Below are 16,537 nucleotides of genomic sequence, written 5' to 3' on the forward strand. Positions count from 1 at the left end.
CATGGAAATGCCCCTGGACCTGTACATCCCGCCCGATGCCCTGGAAGTCTTCCTCGAAGCCTTCGAGGGCCCGCTGGACCTGCTGCTGTACCTGATCCGCAAGCAGAACATCAATATCCTCGACATTCCGGTGGCGGAAATCACCCGCCAGTACATGGGCTATGTCGAACTGATGCAGTCGGTGCGCCTGGAACTGGCCGCCGAGTACCTGGTGATGGCGGCCATGCTCGCCGAGATCAAGTCGCGGATGCTCCTGCCGCGCTCCGCCGAGGTCGAGGAAGAAGAGGATGATCCGCGGGCCGAATTGATCCGCCGCCTGCAGGAGTACGAGCGCTTCAAGGCCGCTGCCGAAGGCATCGACGGCCTGAGCCGGGTTGGCCGCGACGTGCTGGTGCCCAAGCTCGACGCTCCGCAGGCCCAGGTGCGCAAGCTGCTGCCGGATGTGGCTCTGGAAGAGCTGCTGATGTCCATGGCCGAAGTGCTGCGCCGTGGCGACATGTTCGAAAGCCATCAGGTCAGCCGCGAGGCGTTGTCGACCCGTGAGCGCATGAGCGATGTGCTGGAGCGGCTCAAAGGCGGCGGCTTCGTGCCCTTTGTCGAGCTGTTCACCGCCGAGGAAGGGCGCCTGGGGGTGGTGGTGACCTTCATGGCGATCCTCGAACTGGTCAAGGAATCCCTGGTCGAGCTGGTGCAGAATGAGCCCTTTGCGGCCATCCACGTACGGGCGCGAGCCGAATAACGAGCTTAAATCATGAATCTGAATGAACCCCGCGAGCTGGCGTCCCTGCTCGAAGCCTTTCTGTTGGCCTCGGGAAAACCCCAGTCCCTGGAGCGCCTGTTCGAGCTCTTCGAGGAAGCCGAGCGGCCGGACCCGGCGGTCTTCAAGAAGGCCCTGACACTGCTGGGCAAGTCCTGCGAGGGGCGCGCTTTCGAGCTCAAGGAAGTCGCTTCCGGCTATCGCCTGCAGATCCGCGAGAAGTTTGCCCCCTGGGTGGGCCGGCTGTGGGAGGAGCGTCCCCAGCGCTATTCCCGTGCCATGCTGGAAACCATGGCCCTGATCGCCTACCGCCAGCCCATCACCCGCGGCGAGATCGAGGACGTGCGCGGCGTTGCGGTCAACAGCAACATCGTCAAGACCTTGCTCGAGCGCGAGTGGATTCGCGTGGTGGGCTACCGTGACGTGCCGGGCAAGCCGGCGATGTTCGCGACCACCAAGGCTTTTCTCGATCACTTCAACCTGAAGAACCTCGACGACTTGCCGCCCCTGGCCGAGCTGCGGGAGATCGAGGCCGAGCCGGTGCTGGAGTTCGACGATGCGCCGGTGCCCGAGCACCTGCAGCAACTGGCCGATGCCAGCGCCGAGCCGGAGGAGCCCAAGGAGGAAACCAGCTTCCACACCCTGTTGCTGGAGCTGGATTCGATGGAGGAGGGGATCAAGACCGACTTCGACGACCTGCACCGCGAGGGCGCGCCGGACCTGCCGCATGATCTGGGCGCCGAGGCGCAGCCTCAGGCGGTGGCCGGCGATGACCTGGCCGCACCTCTGGCATCGCTGGAGGATCAGTACGAGACAGGCGAATGGCCCGAAGGCGATCCGGGCGAGCAGACCAGCCCCCCGGTAGAACCTGGGGACGAGCCGTCGGTCGAAGCGCAAGAGGATGTGCTCGGCGTGGCCGAGGCCCGGGCCAGGTTGCTGGCCGCAGTGGCTGCACTGGAGCCGCCGGCACCCGAGTTGAGCGAAGAAGAGGCTGAAGCCCTGGCCTTGGCCGAGGCGATCGAAAACGAACGCCGCCTGCTGGACGACTGACCCCGCCGGGACGCTGCTGGTGCGGGGTTGAGCGGGTGGCCTGTGCTGTAGCGGCGTCCGGATCGTTAGCGAGGTGAGCGATGAGTTTCAGCAAGGATCCCTGTATCAGCGTCTGCAAGTTCAGCGATGACATCTGCATCGGCTGCGGCCGCAGCAAGCGCGAGATCAAGGCCTGGAAGAAACTCGACAAGGCCGAGCGCCGCCAGGTACTGGCCGAAGCCGCGATGCGCCTGCTGCAGTTACGCGCCACCGGCCGGCGGAAAAAACCGTGAGCGGCGACTTATCAACTAGTCTGTAATGCGCAACCGCCGCCATGAGCGTATGATTCGCGACCCTTTGGCGATCCCTTCGCCACAGAACCTGTTTTCTACCCTTCAGGCTGCTCGGCCTGAAGCGACACACCGGGAGGTGCCCAGATGAGCGATACCGATCAGAACGACCAGGAAATCCGTCCAGCCGGCGAGAAACTGCAGAAAGTCCTCGCCCGTATCGGCGTGGGCTCGCGCCGCGACGTGGAATCCTGGATCAGCCAGGGCCGGATCAAGGTCAACGGCAAAGAGGCCACCCTGGGCCTGCGCGTCGACCTGCATGACGCCATTTCCATCGATGGCAAGGTGATCAAGCGTGAAGAGGCCGCCGAATCGGTGCGCCGAGTGATCATGTACAACAAGCCCGACGGCGAGATCTGCACTCGTGACGACCCGGAAGGCCGTCCGACCGTGTTCGACAAGCTGCCGCGCCCGAAGGAAGGCCGCTGGATCAATATCGGCCGCCTGGACATCAATACCACCGGCTTGCTGATGTTCACCACCGACGGTGAGTTGGCCAACCGCCTGATGCACCCGTCCTATGAAATGGACCGCGAGTACGCGGTGCGCGTACGTGGCGAAGTCGACGACGAGATGATCGAGCGCCTCAAGGCCGGCGTCATGCTCGAAGACGGCCCGGCCAAGTTCACCGACATCAAGCAGGCGCCCGGTGGCGAAGGTTTCAACCACTGGTATCACTGCGTGGTGATGGAAGGTCGCAACCGTGAAGTACGTCGCTTGTGGGAATCCCAGGGCCTGGTGGTCAGCCGCCTGAAGCGTGTGCGTTTCGGTCCGGTGTTCCTCAACTCCGACCTGCCCATGGGCCGCTGGCGTGAAATGAGCCAGTACGAAGTCGACATCCTCAGTGCCGAGGTGGGCCTGACTCCAGTGGCGCTGCCGCAGCTCAACGCCAAGTCCAAGGACAAGCTGGAGCGCATGCAGCGCAAATCCTCGCGTCCGGTGGGCAAGAGCGAACGCGTGCGTACCTTGCGCCCGGCCAACGCTGCACCGGCTTCGCCCCGTGCCTCCCGCGAGCCGCAGATCGAAGGCGAGCGCCCAGGGCGCAAGCCGGCGGCCCGCCAGGATGGCGAGCGCGCGCCGCGTGCTCCGCGTCCGGCAACCGGTCGTGGTACCCCGGTGGCCGAGCGTCCGGTGGACAGCAAGCGTCCGGCCAAACCGGCGCCGAAGTCCAAGCGCCCAAGCCTGGTGCTGGACAAGGACGCGCCGTCTGGCAAGCGCCGTGGCGCGCCGGCCGGTACTGGCCAGCGTCCAGGCTTTGGTCGTCGCAAGCCGGAATAATCCCCGGCCCGCACACCAGAACGCCAACCTCAGGGTTGGCGTTTTTTTTTGCCTTGCCGCACCCGCTCGTTGTGCCTAGAACGCGAACTGGCCGTCGAACACCGGCTTGTTGTCCACCGCCAGCACCCCGGCGCTGAAGATCAGGTCCAGGTGATGGCTGCCCTTGGCTCCGCCCCCGAGCCCCAGGTGCAGGCCGCAATGACGCTCTTCGAAGCCCGAGTTGCGTCCGTACAACGACTTGATGCCTTCGTTGGTGCCAATCCCCAGTTCCTCGATGCGCCGGTTCGACGGGTTGGCGTCCAGGTACTTGTTGAAGTCATTGGCCAGCCCGGGAATCTGGGTGGCCACCTGGCGAATGCTGGAGTTTTCGATCCACAGCTCCAGGGGGCTCTGCAGCACCCCGTATTTGCGGGCGAAGGGGATGGTGCTGAGGAAGGTGCCGAGAAACTTCACATGGCCATTGATTGCGTCGCTGTGGGTGGCTATTTCCCCCGGTGCCAGGTCGTAGTTGCCCACGCCGTTGATGTCGGTCCACTTTTTCACGCTGTGCAGCGGTGCTTCGAAATACGAGCCCTGGGGGTCGCTGAAGCTCAAGGTGCTGGCCTGGGACAGCCGCCGGATCAAGGTGGCATTGAGGTCGGCGATGCGCTGGGGCTCGACGCTGAAGGTGTCGTAGAAGTAGTCGCCGTAGTCCTTGAACAGCAGGGACTTCTTCCAGTGTTCGGCCATCAGCCCATGCAGCGGACGGAGGAATTCCGGGCCGTCGGGACGTGGTTGGGGCAGGGTCGAGGAATCGTAGAAGAAGATGTACAGGTCGGCTTCGGTGATGGCCTGGGCGAGGGTCTCGGCCGGCTCCAGATCCAGGCGCAGGGCACTTAAGGCCAGCGCCGTGGATGGGCGCGATTGCTCGATGATGGCGCCGGCGATCGCCTGGTATTCGGCGGTATGGCCGATCACGACCTTTGCCGACGGTATGCCGCTCAAGGCCGGGTGGCGTTCGAGGTAGTACAGGAAATGACGGATGGCGCGGGGCTGGTCCATAAAACCTCCCTGGAGGACAAAAGTGACCGGGGCAGGCGCCAGGCCTGCCCCGGTCCGGGCGCCTTACATCGGCCACATCGCCGTGCCAAAAGGCACCACGGCATCGGCCTGCATCATTTCCACGGCTGCTTCATGGGTGGTGGCTTCGAACCAGTCGTCCAGTTGCAGTTCGGTTTCCAGATCTTGTTCCAGTGTTTGCATGGTGAATCTCCTAGATGACGTTACGCCTAGCAGTCCATTGGCGGAGCGAATTCACAGTGGCGAACGGGACAGTTGCTGACGCTGCTGGTTCGCTCCCTGGCTTGCCGGAGATTGGCGCCGGCAAGTGGCTGGAAACCTAGTTCAGGGGATTTTGAAGTGCAAAAAAATAATTAGATTATTTTCTACTGAACTTTATTTTCTATTTTTCACGCGAAAGATTTATTGCCTGAAAACAAAAAGCTAAGGCTTTGGTCCGGGCTGGGTTGTTGCGGTGTCAATTTGCAGTCAGTGGCCCGCTGGATCTGCAGTGGCAATTTTGCGTTACGGGTTGTAAAGAGAGTTTTACGAAATATCCCTTCGTGGGCCCTGAATCCATCAGGTGCGATGCGCTGTAAGGAAATGCTGCCGCCCGGCGCCGCTACAGTTGGCGGCCGAGGCTCTGGGCCGCTTGTTCCACGGCGCCAAGGCAGGTGAGATGCACACCTGCCTGCGTACAGGTGCATAACAAGAAGGAGGCGCAATGAACGCCGAAACGGATTTTTACCCCTACCCTTCGAAGGGCGATGGTCATCGCTCATTCATCGACGACCCCACTCGGTCTGTCCTTTTTTGCGCCGCCGATGCCAAGCATCGAGCAGGCCCCGCGAGATCCCGGTTACCGGCACGCTGAAACAGCGGTGTCTGGCAGCAGGGGGTCAGGGGTGTACAATGCGCGGCGTTTTAACTGTGACTCAACTGCGTACCCGCGCATTTTGCGCCCGAACAGCGTTTTCGGCGTGCCTTCCATGGCACTGAAAACATCCCTGCCGGGCCAATAAACTCAAGGTTATCCACCTTGTTCACTCCGCCGCGTCACGAGCGTGGTGGGTTCGATTTCGTCACAGATAAAAACAAACAGGTGACGCATGACCGTTAAGAAAACGCTGAACTTCTGGTGCCTGCGCTGGGGTTTGATCCGTGCCGCTTAAGCCTTCACCGGGCGGTAACGTCTTGCAAACATCATCAAACCTTGCGTGAGAATCTTTTCATGAGTGGACAAAACTCGCAGTCGGGCGAGCTGAAACGCGGCCTGAAAAATCGCCATATCCAATTGATCGCCCTGGGTGGTGCGATCGGTACCGGCTTGTTCCTGGGCTCGGCCGGGGTGCTCAAATCCGCTGGCCCGTCGATGATCCTCGGCTATGCCATCTGCGGCTTCATTGCCTTCATGATCATGCGCCAGCTGGGCGAGATGATTGTCGAAGAACCTGTGGCCGGCTCCTTCAGCCATTTCGCACACAAGTACTGGGGCGGTTTCGCCGGGTTCCTCTCGGGCTGGAACTGCTGGATCCTCTACATCCTGGTGGGCATGTCGGAACTGACCGCCGTCGGCAAGTACGTGCACTACTGGTGGCCGGAAGTGCCGACCTGGGCCTCGGCTGCGGTGTTCTTCGTGATGATCAACGCGATCAACCTGGCCAACGTCAAGGTCTTCGGCGAAGCCGAGTTCTGGTTCGCGATCATCAAGGTGGTCGCGATCGTCGGCATGATCGCCCTGGGCAGCTACCTGCTGGTCAGCGGCAGTGGCGGCCCGCAAGCCTCGGTGAGCAACCTCTGGGAACACGGTGGCTTTTTCCCCAATGGCGTCAGCGGGCTGGTGATGGCCATGGCGATCATCATGTTCTCCTTCGGTGGCCTGGAAATGCTCGGTTTCACCGCAGCTGAAGCCGACAAGCCGAAAACCGTGATCCCCAAGGCGATCAACCAGGTGATCTACCGCATCCTGATCTTCTACATCGGCGCCCTGGTGGTGCTGTTGTCGCTGACACCGTGGGACAGCCTGCTGGTGACCCTGAATGCTTCCGGCGACGCCTACAGCGGCAGCCCGTTCGTCCAGGTGTTCTCGATGCTGGGCAGCAACACGGCGGCGCACATTCTCAACTTCGTGGTCCTGACTGCGGCCCTGTCGGTGTACAACAGCGGCACCTACTGCAACAGCCGTATGCTCCTGGGCATGGCCGAGCAGGGCGATGCCCCCAAGGCCCTGGCCAAGATCGACAAGCGCGGCGTGCCGGTGAGGTCGATCCTCGCTTCGGCGGTGGTGACCTTCGTCGCGGTGGTGCTCAACTACCTGATCCCGCAGCATGCTCTGGAACTGCTGATGTCCCTGGTGGTGGCGACCCTGGTGATCAACTGGGCGATGATCAGCTACTCGCACTTCAAGTTCCGCCAGCACATGAACCGCAGCGGCCAGACCTCGCTGTTCAAGGCCCTGTGGTACCCCTACGGCAACTACATCTGCCTGGCGTTCGTGGTGTCCATCCTCGGCATCATGCTGATGATCCCGGGCATCCAGATCTCGGTGTACGCGATCCCGGTTTGGGTGCTGTTCATGTGGGTCTGCTACGTCATCAAGAACAAGCGCAGTGCCCAGCACTCGCTGCAGGTAGCCAGCCCCTCGCTGAAGTAAGCGCGACTCTGGCGACGACAGACCCGGCTCCGGCCGGGTTTGTTGTTTCTGGCCTGCGCCGCAGTCCACTGGCCAGTGCGCGGGTTGAGGTCTGAAGAGGGCAAGCCGGCAAGCCGGTGCCTACGAAGCCGGGGAATGGGGGTATCCTGTGGCCCCTGAAAACGGATACCTGTTCCATGCTGGTGATTTCCAACAACGTGCACCTGCCGGATGCCGAGATCGAGTTGACTGCCATTCGCGCGCAGGGTGCGGGCGGGCAGAACGTCAACAAGGTCTCCAGCGCCGTGCACCTGCGCTTCGACATTCCGGCCTCGTCGCTGCCGCCGTTCTACAAGGAGCGCCTGCTGGCCCTGAGTGACAGCCGGATCACCAGCGACGGGGTGATCGTCATCAAGGCCCAGCAATACCGCACCCAGGAACAGAACCGTGCCGATGCTCTGGAGCGCCTCACCGAGCTGATCCTGGGGGCCATCAAGGTCGAGAAGAAACGCCGTCCGACCAAGCCGACCCTGGGGTCGAAAAAACGTCGCCTGGAATCCAAGGCCAAGCGCGGCAATATCAAGGCCGGCCGCGGCAAAGTGGATTTCTAGGGCGCAGGGCGGGCCTGGCGCTGCCTGGGTGCCTGGCGATACAGGTACAGGCTCAGGGCCAGGCCGCAGCAGGCGGCAATCGCGGCGAACAGAAAGATCGAGGCAAAGCCGAAGCCGGCGGCAATCGCCCCGGCCAGTGGCCCGGTGATCCCCAGCGACAGGTCGATGAACAGCGAGTAGGCGCCGACAGCCGCGCCACGGCTGGAGGCCGGCACCAGGTTCACCGCTTCCACCCCGAGGGCCGGGAACACCAGGGAGAAGCCAAAACCGCTCAAGGCCGCGCCGGCCAGTGCCCAATGAGCATCGGGGGCTTGCCACAGCAGCAACAGGCCGAGGGTTTCCACCGACAGGCAGGCAATTGCCACGCGAAAGCCGCCAAGGCGGTTGATCAGGTTGCCGAACAACAGCCGCGCACCGATGAAGCTGGCGCCGAACAGGCTCAGGCACAGCACGCCGTTGGACCACTGCTGGCTGGCGTAGTAGAGGGTGATGAAGGTGGCGATGGTGCCAAAGCCGATGGAGCCCAGGGCCAGTCCGCAACCGTGGGGGAAGACCTTGCCCAGCACATGGATGAATGGCAGGCGCTCACCGATGACGATCGGCGCGGCCAGCTTCGGCCAGGCCAGCAGGAGCCCCACCAGGGCCAGCAGGATGATGCTCACGCCCATGCTCCACAGCCCCAGGTGATCGACCAGCATCGCCCCCAAGGGCGCGCCGATGGCCAGGGCGCCGTAGCTGGCGATGCCGTTCCAGGAGATCACCTTGGCAGTGTTCTGCGCGCCGACCCGGCCGATACCCCAGCCAATGGCGCCCGACCCCACCAGGCTTTCTGCGCTGCCCAGCACCAGGCGGCCCACCAGCAGGCTGGCCAGGCTCAAGCCGGGAAGGTCGTGCAGCCAGGCCGAGAGCAGCATGAACACGCCGCTCAGGCCGCAGCCGGCCAGGCCGTACATCACCGCGAGCTTGCAGCCCAGGTTGTCGATGATGCGCCCGGCGTAGGGGCGGCTGAGCAGGGTGGCCAGGTACTGCACACTGATCACCAGGCCGGCGATCACCGCACCGAAGCCCAGGTTGCTGTGGACATAGCCCGGCAGCACCGCCAGGGGAATGCCGATATTCAGGTAGCCGATAAAAGTGAACAGGACGATGGAAACGACTTGCAGCGTGACCGCCAAGGGGCGCTGGGTATCTGGCATGGGAGGGTCCACGGCGACAGCTGAATAGATAGGCTGCTTATGATACCGATGTGAACCAGGTAGCAGGGGGAGAAATCGACGCGATGTTCGGATCTTTACCGATATCGGCCTGGAATCAAGCGTCCTTGGGCGTCAGCAACTGGGTGGTGACCAGGGCCGCGAGGGCGTTTTCCTGGGTGCCGAAACGGGCGAGCAGGGCGGCCTGTTTGTCGGCGCTGAGGCGATTCCACACCTCGATCATTTTTTCCGCGGTGCCGATCAGCACGCTGGCCTGGGTTTCGCTGAAGGAGTCGGTCATGGTTCGGCGGGGCTCGGGGGAGGGTTTCAGGCGGTGTGGAAAGCGCTTGAGTAGCGCTTTCCACACGGTCTGGTTACAGCTCTTTCAGTCTTCGCTGTCGGCCTTGCGGCTGTCGGCGGCTTCTTGCACTACAGGCTTTTCGGCACTGGCTTGTGGCGGGGTTGTCTGCTCAGTTTCGTGCAGGCTTGGGAAGGGGAGATTCGGGATCTCATGCATGTCGTTGCTCCTCGCAAAGTCTGTTTTTTAAATCGCTGGGTAGATCCGCGCTTTTAAAAAGCCTGGGAAGGATACAGCACTGGAAATGACAAAAAGATTTTTCTCGCGGTTTTTGAGATGAAAGGGATTTCATCAAGCGGTCAAAAGGGCTGAATGTGCCGGCAATGACCACCAGCAGGTGGCCATTGTCGGCAAGCAGAGCCTTGTTACACGACCTTGGCGATGGCCTCGGCCAGCAGGGCCAGGCGGGTCTCGTCGATCCCGGCCACGTTGGCGCGGCCGGAACTGACCATGTACACACTGTGGTGATCACGCAGCGCCTGCACCTGAGCCGGGCTCAGGCCGGTGTAGGAGAACATCCCGCGCTGCACCCCGATATGGGCGAAGCGCTCGGCCAGGCCGTGGGGCTGCAAGGCTTCCACGAGGCCGGCCCGCAGTTGCGCAATGCGCTGGCGCATGGCTTCCACTTCCTCGGCCCAGAGGCGCTTGAGCTCGGTGTCGCCCAGGATGGTGGCAACGACCGCAGCGCCGTGATCCGGTGGTGTCGACCAGAGGTTGCGAGCGATGTGGGCCAGCTGGCTGCGCACATCGGTCAGCTTCTCGGCGTCTCGGGCGCAGACGATCAGCGCACCGGTACGGTCGCGATACAGGCCGAAGTTCTTCGAGCAGGAGCTGGTGATCAGCAGTTCCGGCAGTTGCTCGGCGAACAGTCGCACCGCCCAGGCATCCTGTTCCAGGCCGTCGCCAAAGCCCTGGTAGGCGAAGTCGATCAGCGGCAGCAGGTTGCGCTTGCGTACCACTTCCAGCACCCGTTGCCAGTCGGCCTGGCTCAGGTCGAAGCCGGTGGGGTTGTGGCAGCAGGCGTGCAGCAGGACCACGTCACCCTGTGGCACCTGGTTCAGGGTCGCCAGCATCGCCTCGACATCCAGGCGGTTGTCGCTGCCCACGTAGGGGTAGTGGCTGACCTTGATCCCGGCGGCGGCAAAGATGGTTTCGTGGATCGGCCAGGTCGGGTCGCTCAGCCAGATGCCCCGGCCCGGCAGGCACTGGGCGATGAACTCGGCGCTCAGGCGCAGGGCGCCGGTACCGCCCGGGGTCTGGGTGGCGCCGGCGCGCTGCTCGGCGATCAGCTTTGAATCGCTGCCCAGCACCAGCTCATTGATCACCTTGCCGAAGGCCGCGTCGCCGTGGCCACCGATGTAGATCTTGGTGGTCTGGCGATCCACCAGGCGCTGCTCGGCCAGCTTCACCGAGTGCGGAATCGGCGTCAGTCCCTGGGAATCCTTGTAGACCCCTACGCCGAGGTCGAACTTGTTCGGGTTGGGATCGCTGGCGTAGGCCCCCATCAGCCCGAGAATCGGGTCGCCGGGAACACGGCCGATGGCATCGAAATGCATTACTTGCGTCCTTCTGCGGTCTTGGCCACTTCGTCGGTGCGCGCGGCCATGATGAAGTCGTTGCGGTGCAGGCCCTTGATCGAGTGGCTCCACCAGGTCACGGTGACCTTGCCCCATTCGGTGAGCAGGCCTGGGTGATGGCCTTCGGCTTCGGAAATCTCGCCCATGGCATTGGTGAAGGCCAGAGCGAACTTGAAGTTCTTGAACAGGAAGACTTTCTCCAGCTGCATCACGCCGTCGCGCACTTCGATGTTCCAGTCGGGGATCTGCTTGATCAGTACCGGCAGTTCTTCGTCGCTGACTTGAGGGGCATCGGCGCGGCAGGCTTCGCAATGGGCTTGGTTCAGAGCGGTCATGGTGTATTCCCAGGATTCAATTCTTGTTGGACGTTACTATTTTTCGCGGCGGCTCGCGAGTGCGAGCCGCTCAGGCCGCCTTGGGTTTTGGCGGAAACTTGGGAGCGTGCAGGCCCAGCTGCATGCCCTGGTGGACCAGGGCCATGATGTCTTCATGGGCCAGATCGAACAGGCGCTTGAGATTGGGCAGGGTGAAATAGATCGGCTGCAGGATGTCGATGCGATACGGCGTGCGCATGGCTTCCAGCGGGTCGAAGGCCTGGTGCTCCGGCTCTTCGGACAGGCTGTACACCGTCTCCTTGGGCGAGGACAGGATGCCGCCGCCATAGATGCGCCGCCCGGCCGGGGTGTCCACCAGGCCGAACTCGATGGTCATCCAGTACAGGCGCGCCAGGTACACCCGTTCTTCCTTGGTGGCTTGCAGGCCGAGCTTGCCGTAGGTGTGGGTGAATTCGGCGAACCAGGGGTTGGTCAGCAGCGGGCAGTGACCAAAGATCTCGTGAAAGATGTCCGGTTCCTGCAGGTAGTCCAGCTCTTCGCGGGTACGGATGAAGGTGGCCACCGGAAAGCGTTTGCTGGCCAGCAGTTCGAAAAAGGTCTGGAAGGGAATCAGTGCCGGAACCCGGGCTACTTGCCAGCCGGTGGTCTCGCCCAGCACCTTGTTGATTTCACCCAATTGGGGAATGCGGTCGTGGGGCAGTCCGAGCTTGTCGATGCCGTCCAGGTACTCCTGGCACGCCCGGCCCTCGATCACTTTCAGCTGGCGTGTGATCAGGGTGTTCCACACCGCGTGTTCTTCGGGTGGATAGTCGATAAAACCTTGCGCGTCGGGCTCGCGGGCCACGTACTGCGTCTGCTTCATGCTGCTCTCCTGCCAGGGGATGCGTTCTTGTTATGTGTGACCCCAGTGATACCCCAGGGTGCGACGCTTTGCAGCAGGTGAATGGGGTGGGAGAGTGCCCGAGGGGCGCCGTTTCGTAAACTTATCGTTACGTTTTGCCGTGGGTTGCTGGGTTGTTCTGGGTTTGCTGGTTTGAAAAAGCCCTGTGCTGTCACATAATCTTGACGATTATCTGCGCCACCCTGCAAAAAGTTCGCAGGTATCGATGTCAAAAGCGTCGATTTGCGGCGCTTATGCCCTCTCAAATCCGTATCGGGCCTTTTTCTCATGCGCATCAAAGTTCATTGCCAGAACCGCATCGGCATCCTGCGGGACATTCTCAACCTGCTGGTGGAGTACGGGATCAACGTCGCCCGTGGCGAGGTGGGAGGGGAGCATGGCAACGCCATCTACCTGCACTGTCCGAACCTGATCAATCTGCAGTTCCAGGCACTGCGGCCGAAGTTCGAGTCCATCGCTGGGGTGTTTGGGGTGAAGCGGGTCGGGCTGATGCCCAGCGAGCGCCGGCACATGGAGCTCAATGCGCTGTTGGGGGCTCTGGAGTTTCCCGTGCTGTCCATCGACATGGGGGGCTCCATCGTTGCCGCCAACCGCGCCGCGGCGCAATTGCTCGGGGTGCGAGTGGATGAGGTGCCAGGGATTCCCTTGTCGCGTTATGCCGAGGATTTCGATCTGCCGGAGCTGGTGCGGGCCAACCAGTCGCGGATCAACGGGTTGCGGGTCAAGGTCAGGGGGGATGTGTTCCTGGCGGATATCGCGCCGCTGCAATCGGAACACGACGACAGCGAGGCCATGGCCGGCGCGGTATTGACCCTGCACCGCGCGGATCGGGTTGGCGAGCGTATCTATAACGTGCGCAAGCAGGAGCTGCGGGGGTTCGACAGCATCTTCCAGAGTTCCAGGGTCATGGCGGCGGTGGTGCGTGAGGCGCGGCGCATGGCACCGCTGGATGCACCGCTGCTGATCGAGGGCGAGACCGGCACCGGCAAGGAGTTGCTGGCCCGTGCCTGTCACCTGGCCAGCCCGCGTGGCCAGTCGCCGCTGATGGCCTTGAACTGCGCCGGGCTGCCGGAATCCATGGCCGAGACCGAGCTGTTCGGCTACGGCCCCGGGGCGTTCGAGGGCGCGCGAGCGGAAGGCAAGCTTGGCCTGCTGGAATTGACTGCCGGCGGTACGCTGTTTCTTGACGGGGTGGGGGAAATGAGCCCGCGCCTGCAGGTGAAGTTGTTGCGCTTCCTGCAGGATGGCTGTTTCCGCCGGGTCGGCAGTGATGAAGAGGTGTACCTGGATGTGCGGGTGATCTGTGCGACCCAGGTCGACCTCTCGGAGCTCTGTGCCCGGGGCGAGTTCCGTCAGGACCTGTATCACCGGCTGAACGTGCTGTCCCTGCATATTCCCCCGTTGCGCGAATGCCTCGATGGCCTGACACCGCTGGTTGAGCATTTCCTCGACCAGGCCAGCCGGCAAATCGGCTGCCCGCTGCCGAAGCTGGCCCCGGCGGCCATGGAGCGCCTCAGTCATTACCATTGGCCGGGCAACGTCCGGCAGTTGGAAAACGTACTGTTCCAGGCGGTCTCGCTGTGTGAGGGCGGGACGGTCAAGCTCGAGCACATTCGCTTGCCGGACTACGGGGCGCGCCAGCCCTTGGGCGACTTCTCCCTGGAGGGGGGGCTGGAGCAGATTGTCGGACGTTTTGAAAAGGCCGTGCTCGAATGCCTCTATGCCGAACACCCCAGCAGTCGCCAGCTGGGCAAGCGCCTGGGTGTGTCCCATACCACCATCGCCAACAAGCTGCGCGAATACGAGGTCGGTAAAGCCGCCGTTGAAAGCCAGTAGCCAAGACTCTGCTGGTGCGCTGTGAGGCCCCTCTCGTCGCTCATGGTGTCTCGGTCCTCGCGGTGGGAGGGCCCGGCGTCGTTTTGGGGAATGGCCGTGAGCGGGTTGGCCGTTGCTTGCCGTAAGCGGCATAAGGCCGCCGTTTTTCCGTCTCTCACCCGGTTTGCAGTTTCTCCGCTGGCAAGGCAAAGCCCTGTGCTGACTGGGGATTAATGCCGCTGCGAAAAGTTGGTGCGCTTATTGCTTGTGGCATCGCAGTACAGCGGTGGACGGCAAACGTCCGGCAGATGAGGAACGATTGTGGACAAGTACCTTTATTTGGCAATGACCGGCGCCAGCCAGAATGCCCTGGCGCAAAAGGCCCATGCCAACAATCTGGCGAACATCTCCACCAATGGTTTTCAGCGCGACCTGGAGCAGGCCCGTGCGATGCCGGTGTTTGGTGACAGTTTTCCGGCGCGAGCCTTTGCCATGGGCGAGCGCCCGGCAACCGACTTCTCCCCGGGCTCGATGGTGGAAACCGGTCGCGACCTGGACGTGGCCGTCAGCGGCAACGGCTGGCTTGCGGTGCAGAGCCCCGATGGCAGTGAAAGCTATGTGCGTACTGGCAGCCTGAACGTCGATGCTCTGGGTGTGCTGCGTGCCGGCAACGGCATGCCGGTCATGGGCAATGGCGGGCCGATCGCGGTGCCGCCGGAGCAGAAGATCGAAATCGGCCAGGACGGCACCATCAGCATCCGTGCCATGGGTGAAGGGCCGCGGGTGATGGCGGAGGTCGACCGCATCAAGCTGGTCAACCCGGACATCAAGAACCTGACCAAGGGCCTGGACGGTTCGATCAGGACCAAGGACGGCCAGCCGGCACCGGTGGATGCCAATGTGCAGGTGGTGTCGGGCTTCCTTGAGTCGAGCAACGTCAATGCCGTGGATGAGATGACCTCGATGCTGGCCCTGTCCCGGCAGTTCGAATTGCACATCAAGATGATGAACAGCGCCAAAGAAGACGACCAGGCCATGGCTCGGGTCTTGCAGATCAGCTAATTACCAGTACCTAGCGCCGTAAAACAGGCGCGAGAGGAGATTCGAATGCTTCCGGCTCTATGGGTTGCCAAAACCGGCCTGTCCGCCCAGGACACTAACCTGAGTGTTATTTCCAACAACCTGGCGAACGTCTCGACCACGGGTTTCAAGCGTGATCGCGCCGAGTTCCAGGACCTGCTGTACCAGATCAAGCGCCAGCCAGGTGCCCAGTCGACCCAGGACAGCGAATTGCCTACCGGCCTGCAGGTCGGTACCGGTGTGCGCATTGTCGGGACCCAGAAGAACTTCGGCGCTGGCAGCCTGCAGACCACCGAGCAGCCCCTGGACCTGGCCGTCAACGGTCGCGGCTTCTTCCAGATCCTGCAGCCTGATGGCACCACCGCCTATACCCGTGACGGTACCTTCCACCTCAACTCCGATGGCCAGATCGTCACGGCCAGCGGCTTTGCCCTGGAGCCGGCGATCGTCGTGCCCAACGATGCGCAGACCTTCACCGTGGGGCAGGACGGCACCGTCTCGATCACCATCGCCGGCAACCCGGCGTCCCAGGTGATCGGCAACCTGCAGACCGCCGACTTCATCAACCCGGCCGGCCTGCAGGCCCAGGGCAACAACCTGTTCCTGGAAACCGCCTCCAGTGGCGCGCCGCAGATCGGCACCCCGGGCCTCAACGGTTTCGGCATCACGCTGCAGAACACTCTGGAAGCGTCCAACGTCAGCACCGTTGAAGAGATGGTCAACATGATCACCACTCAGCGTGCCTACGAGATGAACTCCAAGGTGATCTCCACCGCCGACCAGATGCTCTCGTTCATAACGCAGAAGCTGTAATCAAGTCTTGAGGTCGCCACGGGTCTGAAGTGGCGTACCGGCAACATCGTGAGGAAGGGTCATGAATCGGTTTATTTGTGTTCTAGCGCTGATGGGGAGTGCGGTGCTCGCGGGCTGTGTCTCCCCGCCGCCCAAGCCCAATGACCCTTACTACGCGCCGGTGTTGCCGCGCACACCGCTGCCTTCAGCGTCCAATAACGGCTCGATCTACCAGGCCGGCTTCGAGCAGAACCTGTACAGCGACCGCAAGGCGTTCCGGGTCGGTGACATCATCACCATCACCTTGAACGAGAAGACCGCTGCCAGCAAAGGCGCCAACTCGGCGTTGACCAAGACCAGTTCCAACAGCATCGGCCTGACCTCGCTGTTTGGCGCCGTGCCCAATACCAACAACCCGTTGGGCGATGGTGACCTGACGCTGAATGCCGGCTACAACGGCAACCGCGCCACCAAGGGTGACAGCAAGGCTGCCCAGAGCAACAGTCTGACCGGCTCGATCACCGTGACCGTGGCCGATGTGCTGCCCAACGGCATCATCGCGGTGCGCGGCGAGAAGTGGATGACCCTCAACACCGGCGACGAACTGGTGCGTATTGCCGGTCTGGTGCGGGCGGACGACATCGCCACTGACAACACCGTGTCCTCGACCCGGGTGGCAGATGCACGCATCACCTATTCGGGCACCGGCTCGTTTGCCGATGCCAACCAGCCTGGCTGGTTTGACCGTTTCTTCCTCAGCCCGCTGTTCCCTTTCTAGGTGATGAAAAGTC

At 62.5% G+C, this 16,537-nt stretch carries 18 protein-coding genes; 10 read left to right on the forward strand and 8 right to left on the reverse strand.

Annotated features, from left to right (window positions below):
- The first annotated feature begins 40 nt into the window (after positions 1-40).
- The 4 genes from U873_RS0132520 to rluB all read left to right on the forward strand — a co-directional run bounded on the left by U873_RS0132520 (position 41) and on the right by rluB (position 3,414).
- Positions 41-739: a ScpA family protein gene (locus tag U873_RS0132520; protein ID WP_177330342.1), complete on the forward strand. Its 699-nt coding sequence runs from the start codon at positions 41-43 to the stop codon at positions 737-739.
- 12 nt (positions 740-751) lie between these two features.
- Positions 752-1,807: an SMC-Scp complex subunit ScpB gene (gene scpB, locus U873_RS0132525; protein WP_025132237.1), complete on the forward strand. Its 1,056-nt coding sequence runs from the start codon at positions 752-754 to the stop codon at positions 1,805-1,807.
- Between the two features lie 80 nt (positions 1,808-1,887).
- Entirely contained in the window at positions 1,888-2,079 is a 192-nt protein-coding gene (locus U873_RS0132530) for a DUF1289 domain-containing protein (RefSeq protein ID WP_025132238.1), read from the forward strand.
- Between the two features lie 144 nt (positions 2,080-2,223).
- On the forward strand, positions 2,224-3,414 hold the full coding sequence (gene rluB, locus U873_RS0132535; protein ID WP_025132239.1) for a 23S rRNA pseudouridine(2605) synthase RluB: 1,191 nt from the start codon (positions 2,224-2,226) through the stop codon (positions 3,412-3,414).
- Positions 3,415-3,489: 75 nt separating this feature from the next.
- On the opposite strand, the gene U873_RS0132540 is transcribed toward rluB, so the two are convergent.
- Positions 3,490-4,455, reverse strand: coding sequence for a leucyl aminopeptidase (aminopeptidase T) (locus U873_RS0132540; RefSeq protein WP_025132240.1), 966 nt, complete (start codon positions 4,453-4,455; stop codon positions 3,490-3,492).
- 63 nt (positions 4,456-4,518) lie between these two features.
- Positions 4,519-4,656 carry a hypothetical protein gene (locus tag U873_RS37040; RefSeq protein ID WP_025132241.1) on the reverse strand — a complete coding sequence of 46 codons (138 nt, stop codon included), beginning with the start codon at positions 4,654-4,656 and terminating at the stop codon, positions 4,519-4,521.
- A gap of 1,027 nt (positions 4,657-5,683) precedes the next feature.
- On the opposite strand from U873_RS37040, the gene U873_RS0132550 reads away from it, so the two are divergent.
- Both U873_RS0132550 and arfB read left to right on the forward strand, forming a co-directional pair.
- Positions 5,684-7,105, forward strand: coding sequence for an amino acid permease (locus tag U873_RS0132550; RefSeq protein ID WP_025132242.1), 1,422 nt, complete (start codon positions 5,684-5,686; stop codon positions 7,103-7,105).
- Between the two features lie 176 nt (positions 7,106-7,281).
- Positions 7,282-7,695, forward strand: coding sequence for an alternative ribosome rescue aminoacyl-tRNA hydrolase ArfB (gene arfB / locus U873_RS0132555; protein WP_025132243.1), 414 nt, complete (start codon positions 7,282-7,284; stop codon positions 7,693-7,695).
- Here arfB and U873_RS0132560 read toward each other — a convergent pair.
- From U873_RS0132560 to phhA, 6 genes are all read right to left on the reverse strand, one after another.
- On the reverse strand, positions 7,692-8,891 hold the full coding sequence (locus tag U873_RS0132560) for an MFS transporter (RefSeq protein ID WP_025132244.1): 1,200 nt from the start codon (positions 8,889-8,891) through the stop codon (positions 7,692-7,694). The genes arfB and U873_RS0132560 overlap by 4 nt on opposite strands.
- A gap of 115 nt (positions 8,892-9,006) precedes the next feature.
- A complete protein-coding gene (locus tag U873_RS0132565; protein WP_025132245.1) occupies positions 9,007-9,189 on the reverse strand; it encodes a hypothetical protein in 183 nt (60 codons plus the stop codon).
- Positions 9,190-9,273: 84 nt separating this feature from the next.
- Positions 9,274-9,405: a hypothetical protein gene (locus U873_RS37325; RefSeq protein WP_256245280.1), complete on the reverse strand. Its 132-nt coding sequence runs from the start codon at positions 9,403-9,405 to the stop codon at positions 9,274-9,276.
- 206 nt (positions 9,406-9,611) lie between these two features.
- Positions 9,612-10,802, reverse strand: a complete 1,191-nt coding sequence (locus U873_RS0132575) for an amino acid aminotransferase (protein WP_025132246.1) — start codon at positions 10,800-10,802, stop codon at positions 9,612-9,614.
- Positions 10,802-11,158 (reverse strand): 4a-hydroxytetrahydrobiopterin dehydratase, encoded by a 357-nt coding sequence (locus tag U873_RS0132580; protein WP_007930096.1) that lies wholly within the window; start codon positions 11,156-11,158, stop codon positions 10,802-10,804. The genes U873_RS0132575 and U873_RS0132580 overlap by 1 nt, the downstream gene beginning before the upstream one ends.
- A 70-nt stretch (positions 11,159-11,228) precedes the next feature.
- Positions 11,229-12,020, reverse strand: coding sequence for a phenylalanine 4-monooxygenase (gene phhA / locus U873_RS0132585; RefSeq protein ID WP_011059947.1), 792 nt, complete (start codon positions 12,018-12,020; stop codon positions 11,229-11,231).
- Between the two features lie 306 nt (positions 12,021-12,326).
- Between phhA and U873_RS0132590 the strand changes: the two genes are divergently transcribed.
- The 4 genes from U873_RS0132590 to flgH all read left to right on the forward strand — a co-directional run bounded on the left by U873_RS0132590 (position 12,327) and on the right by flgH (position 16,524).
- Entirely contained in the window at positions 12,327-13,895 is a 1,569-nt protein-coding gene (locus U873_RS0132590; RefSeq protein WP_025132247.1) for a sigma-54-dependent phenylalanine hydroxylase transcriptional regulator PhhR, read from the forward strand.
- 300 nt (positions 13,896-14,195) lie between these two features.
- Positions 14,196-14,936, forward strand: coding sequence for a flagellar basal-body rod protein FlgF (gene flgF, locus U873_RS0132595; protein WP_025132248.1), 741 nt, complete (start codon positions 14,196-14,198; stop codon positions 14,934-14,936).
- Between the two features lie 45 nt (positions 14,937-14,981).
- Positions 14,982-15,767, forward strand: coding sequence for a flagellar basal-body rod protein FlgG (gene flgG, locus U873_RS0132600; RefSeq protein ID WP_025132249.1), 786 nt, complete (start codon positions 14,982-14,984; stop codon positions 15,765-15,767).
- A 61-nt stretch (positions 15,768-15,828) separates the two neighbouring features.
- On the forward strand, positions 15,829-16,524 hold the full coding sequence (gene flgH / locus U873_RS0132605) for a flagellar basal body L-ring protein FlgH (protein ID WP_025132250.1): 696 nt from the start codon (positions 15,829-15,831) through the stop codon (positions 16,522-16,524).
- Positions 16,525-16,537 lie beyond the last annotated feature (13 nt).

The organism is Pseudomonas sp. PH1b (genome assembly GCF_000633395.1).
GTDB lineage: Bacteria > Pseudomonadota > Gammaproteobacteria > Pseudomonadales > Pseudomonadaceae > Aquipseudomonas.

Coding starts and splice junctions, on each gene's coding strand:
- scpB (WP_025132237.1), top strand. CDS start 752: ATGAATCTGAATGAACCCCGCGAGCTGGCGTCCCTGCTCGAAGCCTTT.
- U873_RS0132530 (WP_025132238.1), top strand. CDS start 1,888: ATGAGTTTCAGCAAGGATCCCTGTATCAGCGTCTGCAAGTTCAGCGAT.
- rluB (WP_025132239.1), top strand. CDS start 2,224: ATGAGCGATACCGATCAGAACGACCAGGAAATCCGTCCAGCCGGCGAG.
- U873_RS0132540 (WP_025132240.1), bottom strand. CDS start 4,455: ATGGACCAGCCCCGCGCCATCCGTCATTTCCTGTACTACCTCGAACGC.
- U873_RS37040 (WP_025132241.1), bottom strand. CDS start 4,656: ATGCAAACACTGGAACAAGATCTGGAAACCGAACTGCAACTGGACGAC.
- U873_RS0132550 (WP_025132242.1), top strand. CDS start 5,684: ATGAGTGGACAAAACTCGCAGTCGGGCGAGCTGAAACGCGGCCTGAAA.
- arfB (WP_025132243.1), top strand. CDS start 7,282: ATGCTGGTGATTTCCAACAACGTGCACCTGCCGGATGCCGAGATCGAG.
- U873_RS0132560 (WP_025132244.1), bottom strand. CDS start 8,891: ATGCCAGATACCCAGCGCCCCTTGGCGGTCACGCTGCAAGTCGTTTCC.
- U873_RS0132565 (WP_025132245.1), bottom strand. CDS start 9,189: ATGACCGACTCCTTCAGCGAAACCCAGGCCAGCGTGCTGATCGGCACC.
- U873_RS37325 (WP_256245280.1), bottom strand. CDS start 9,405: ATGCATGAGATCCCGAATCTCCCCTTCCCAAGCCTGCACGAAACTGAG.
- U873_RS0132575 (WP_025132246.1), bottom strand. CDS start 10,802: ATGCATTTCGATGCCATCGGCCGTGTTCCCGGCGACCCGATTCTCGGG.
- U873_RS0132580 (WP_007930096.1), bottom strand. CDS start 11,158: ATGACCGCTCTGAACCAAGCCCATTGCGAAGCCTGCCGCGCCGATGCC.
- phhA (WP_011059947.1), bottom strand. CDS start 12,020: ATGAAGCAGACGCAGTACGTGGCCCGCGAGCCCGACGCGCAAGGTTTT.
- U873_RS0132590 (WP_025132247.1), top strand. CDS start 12,327: ATGCGCATCAAAGTTCATTGCCAGAACCGCATCGGCATCCTGCGGGAC.
- flgG (WP_025132249.1), top strand. CDS start 14,982: ATGCTTCCGGCTCTATGGGTTGCCAAAACCGGCCTGTCCGCCCAGGAC.
- flgH (WP_025132250.1), top strand. CDS start 15,829: ATGAATCGGTTTATTTGTGTTCTAGCGCTGATGGGGAGTGCGGTGCTC.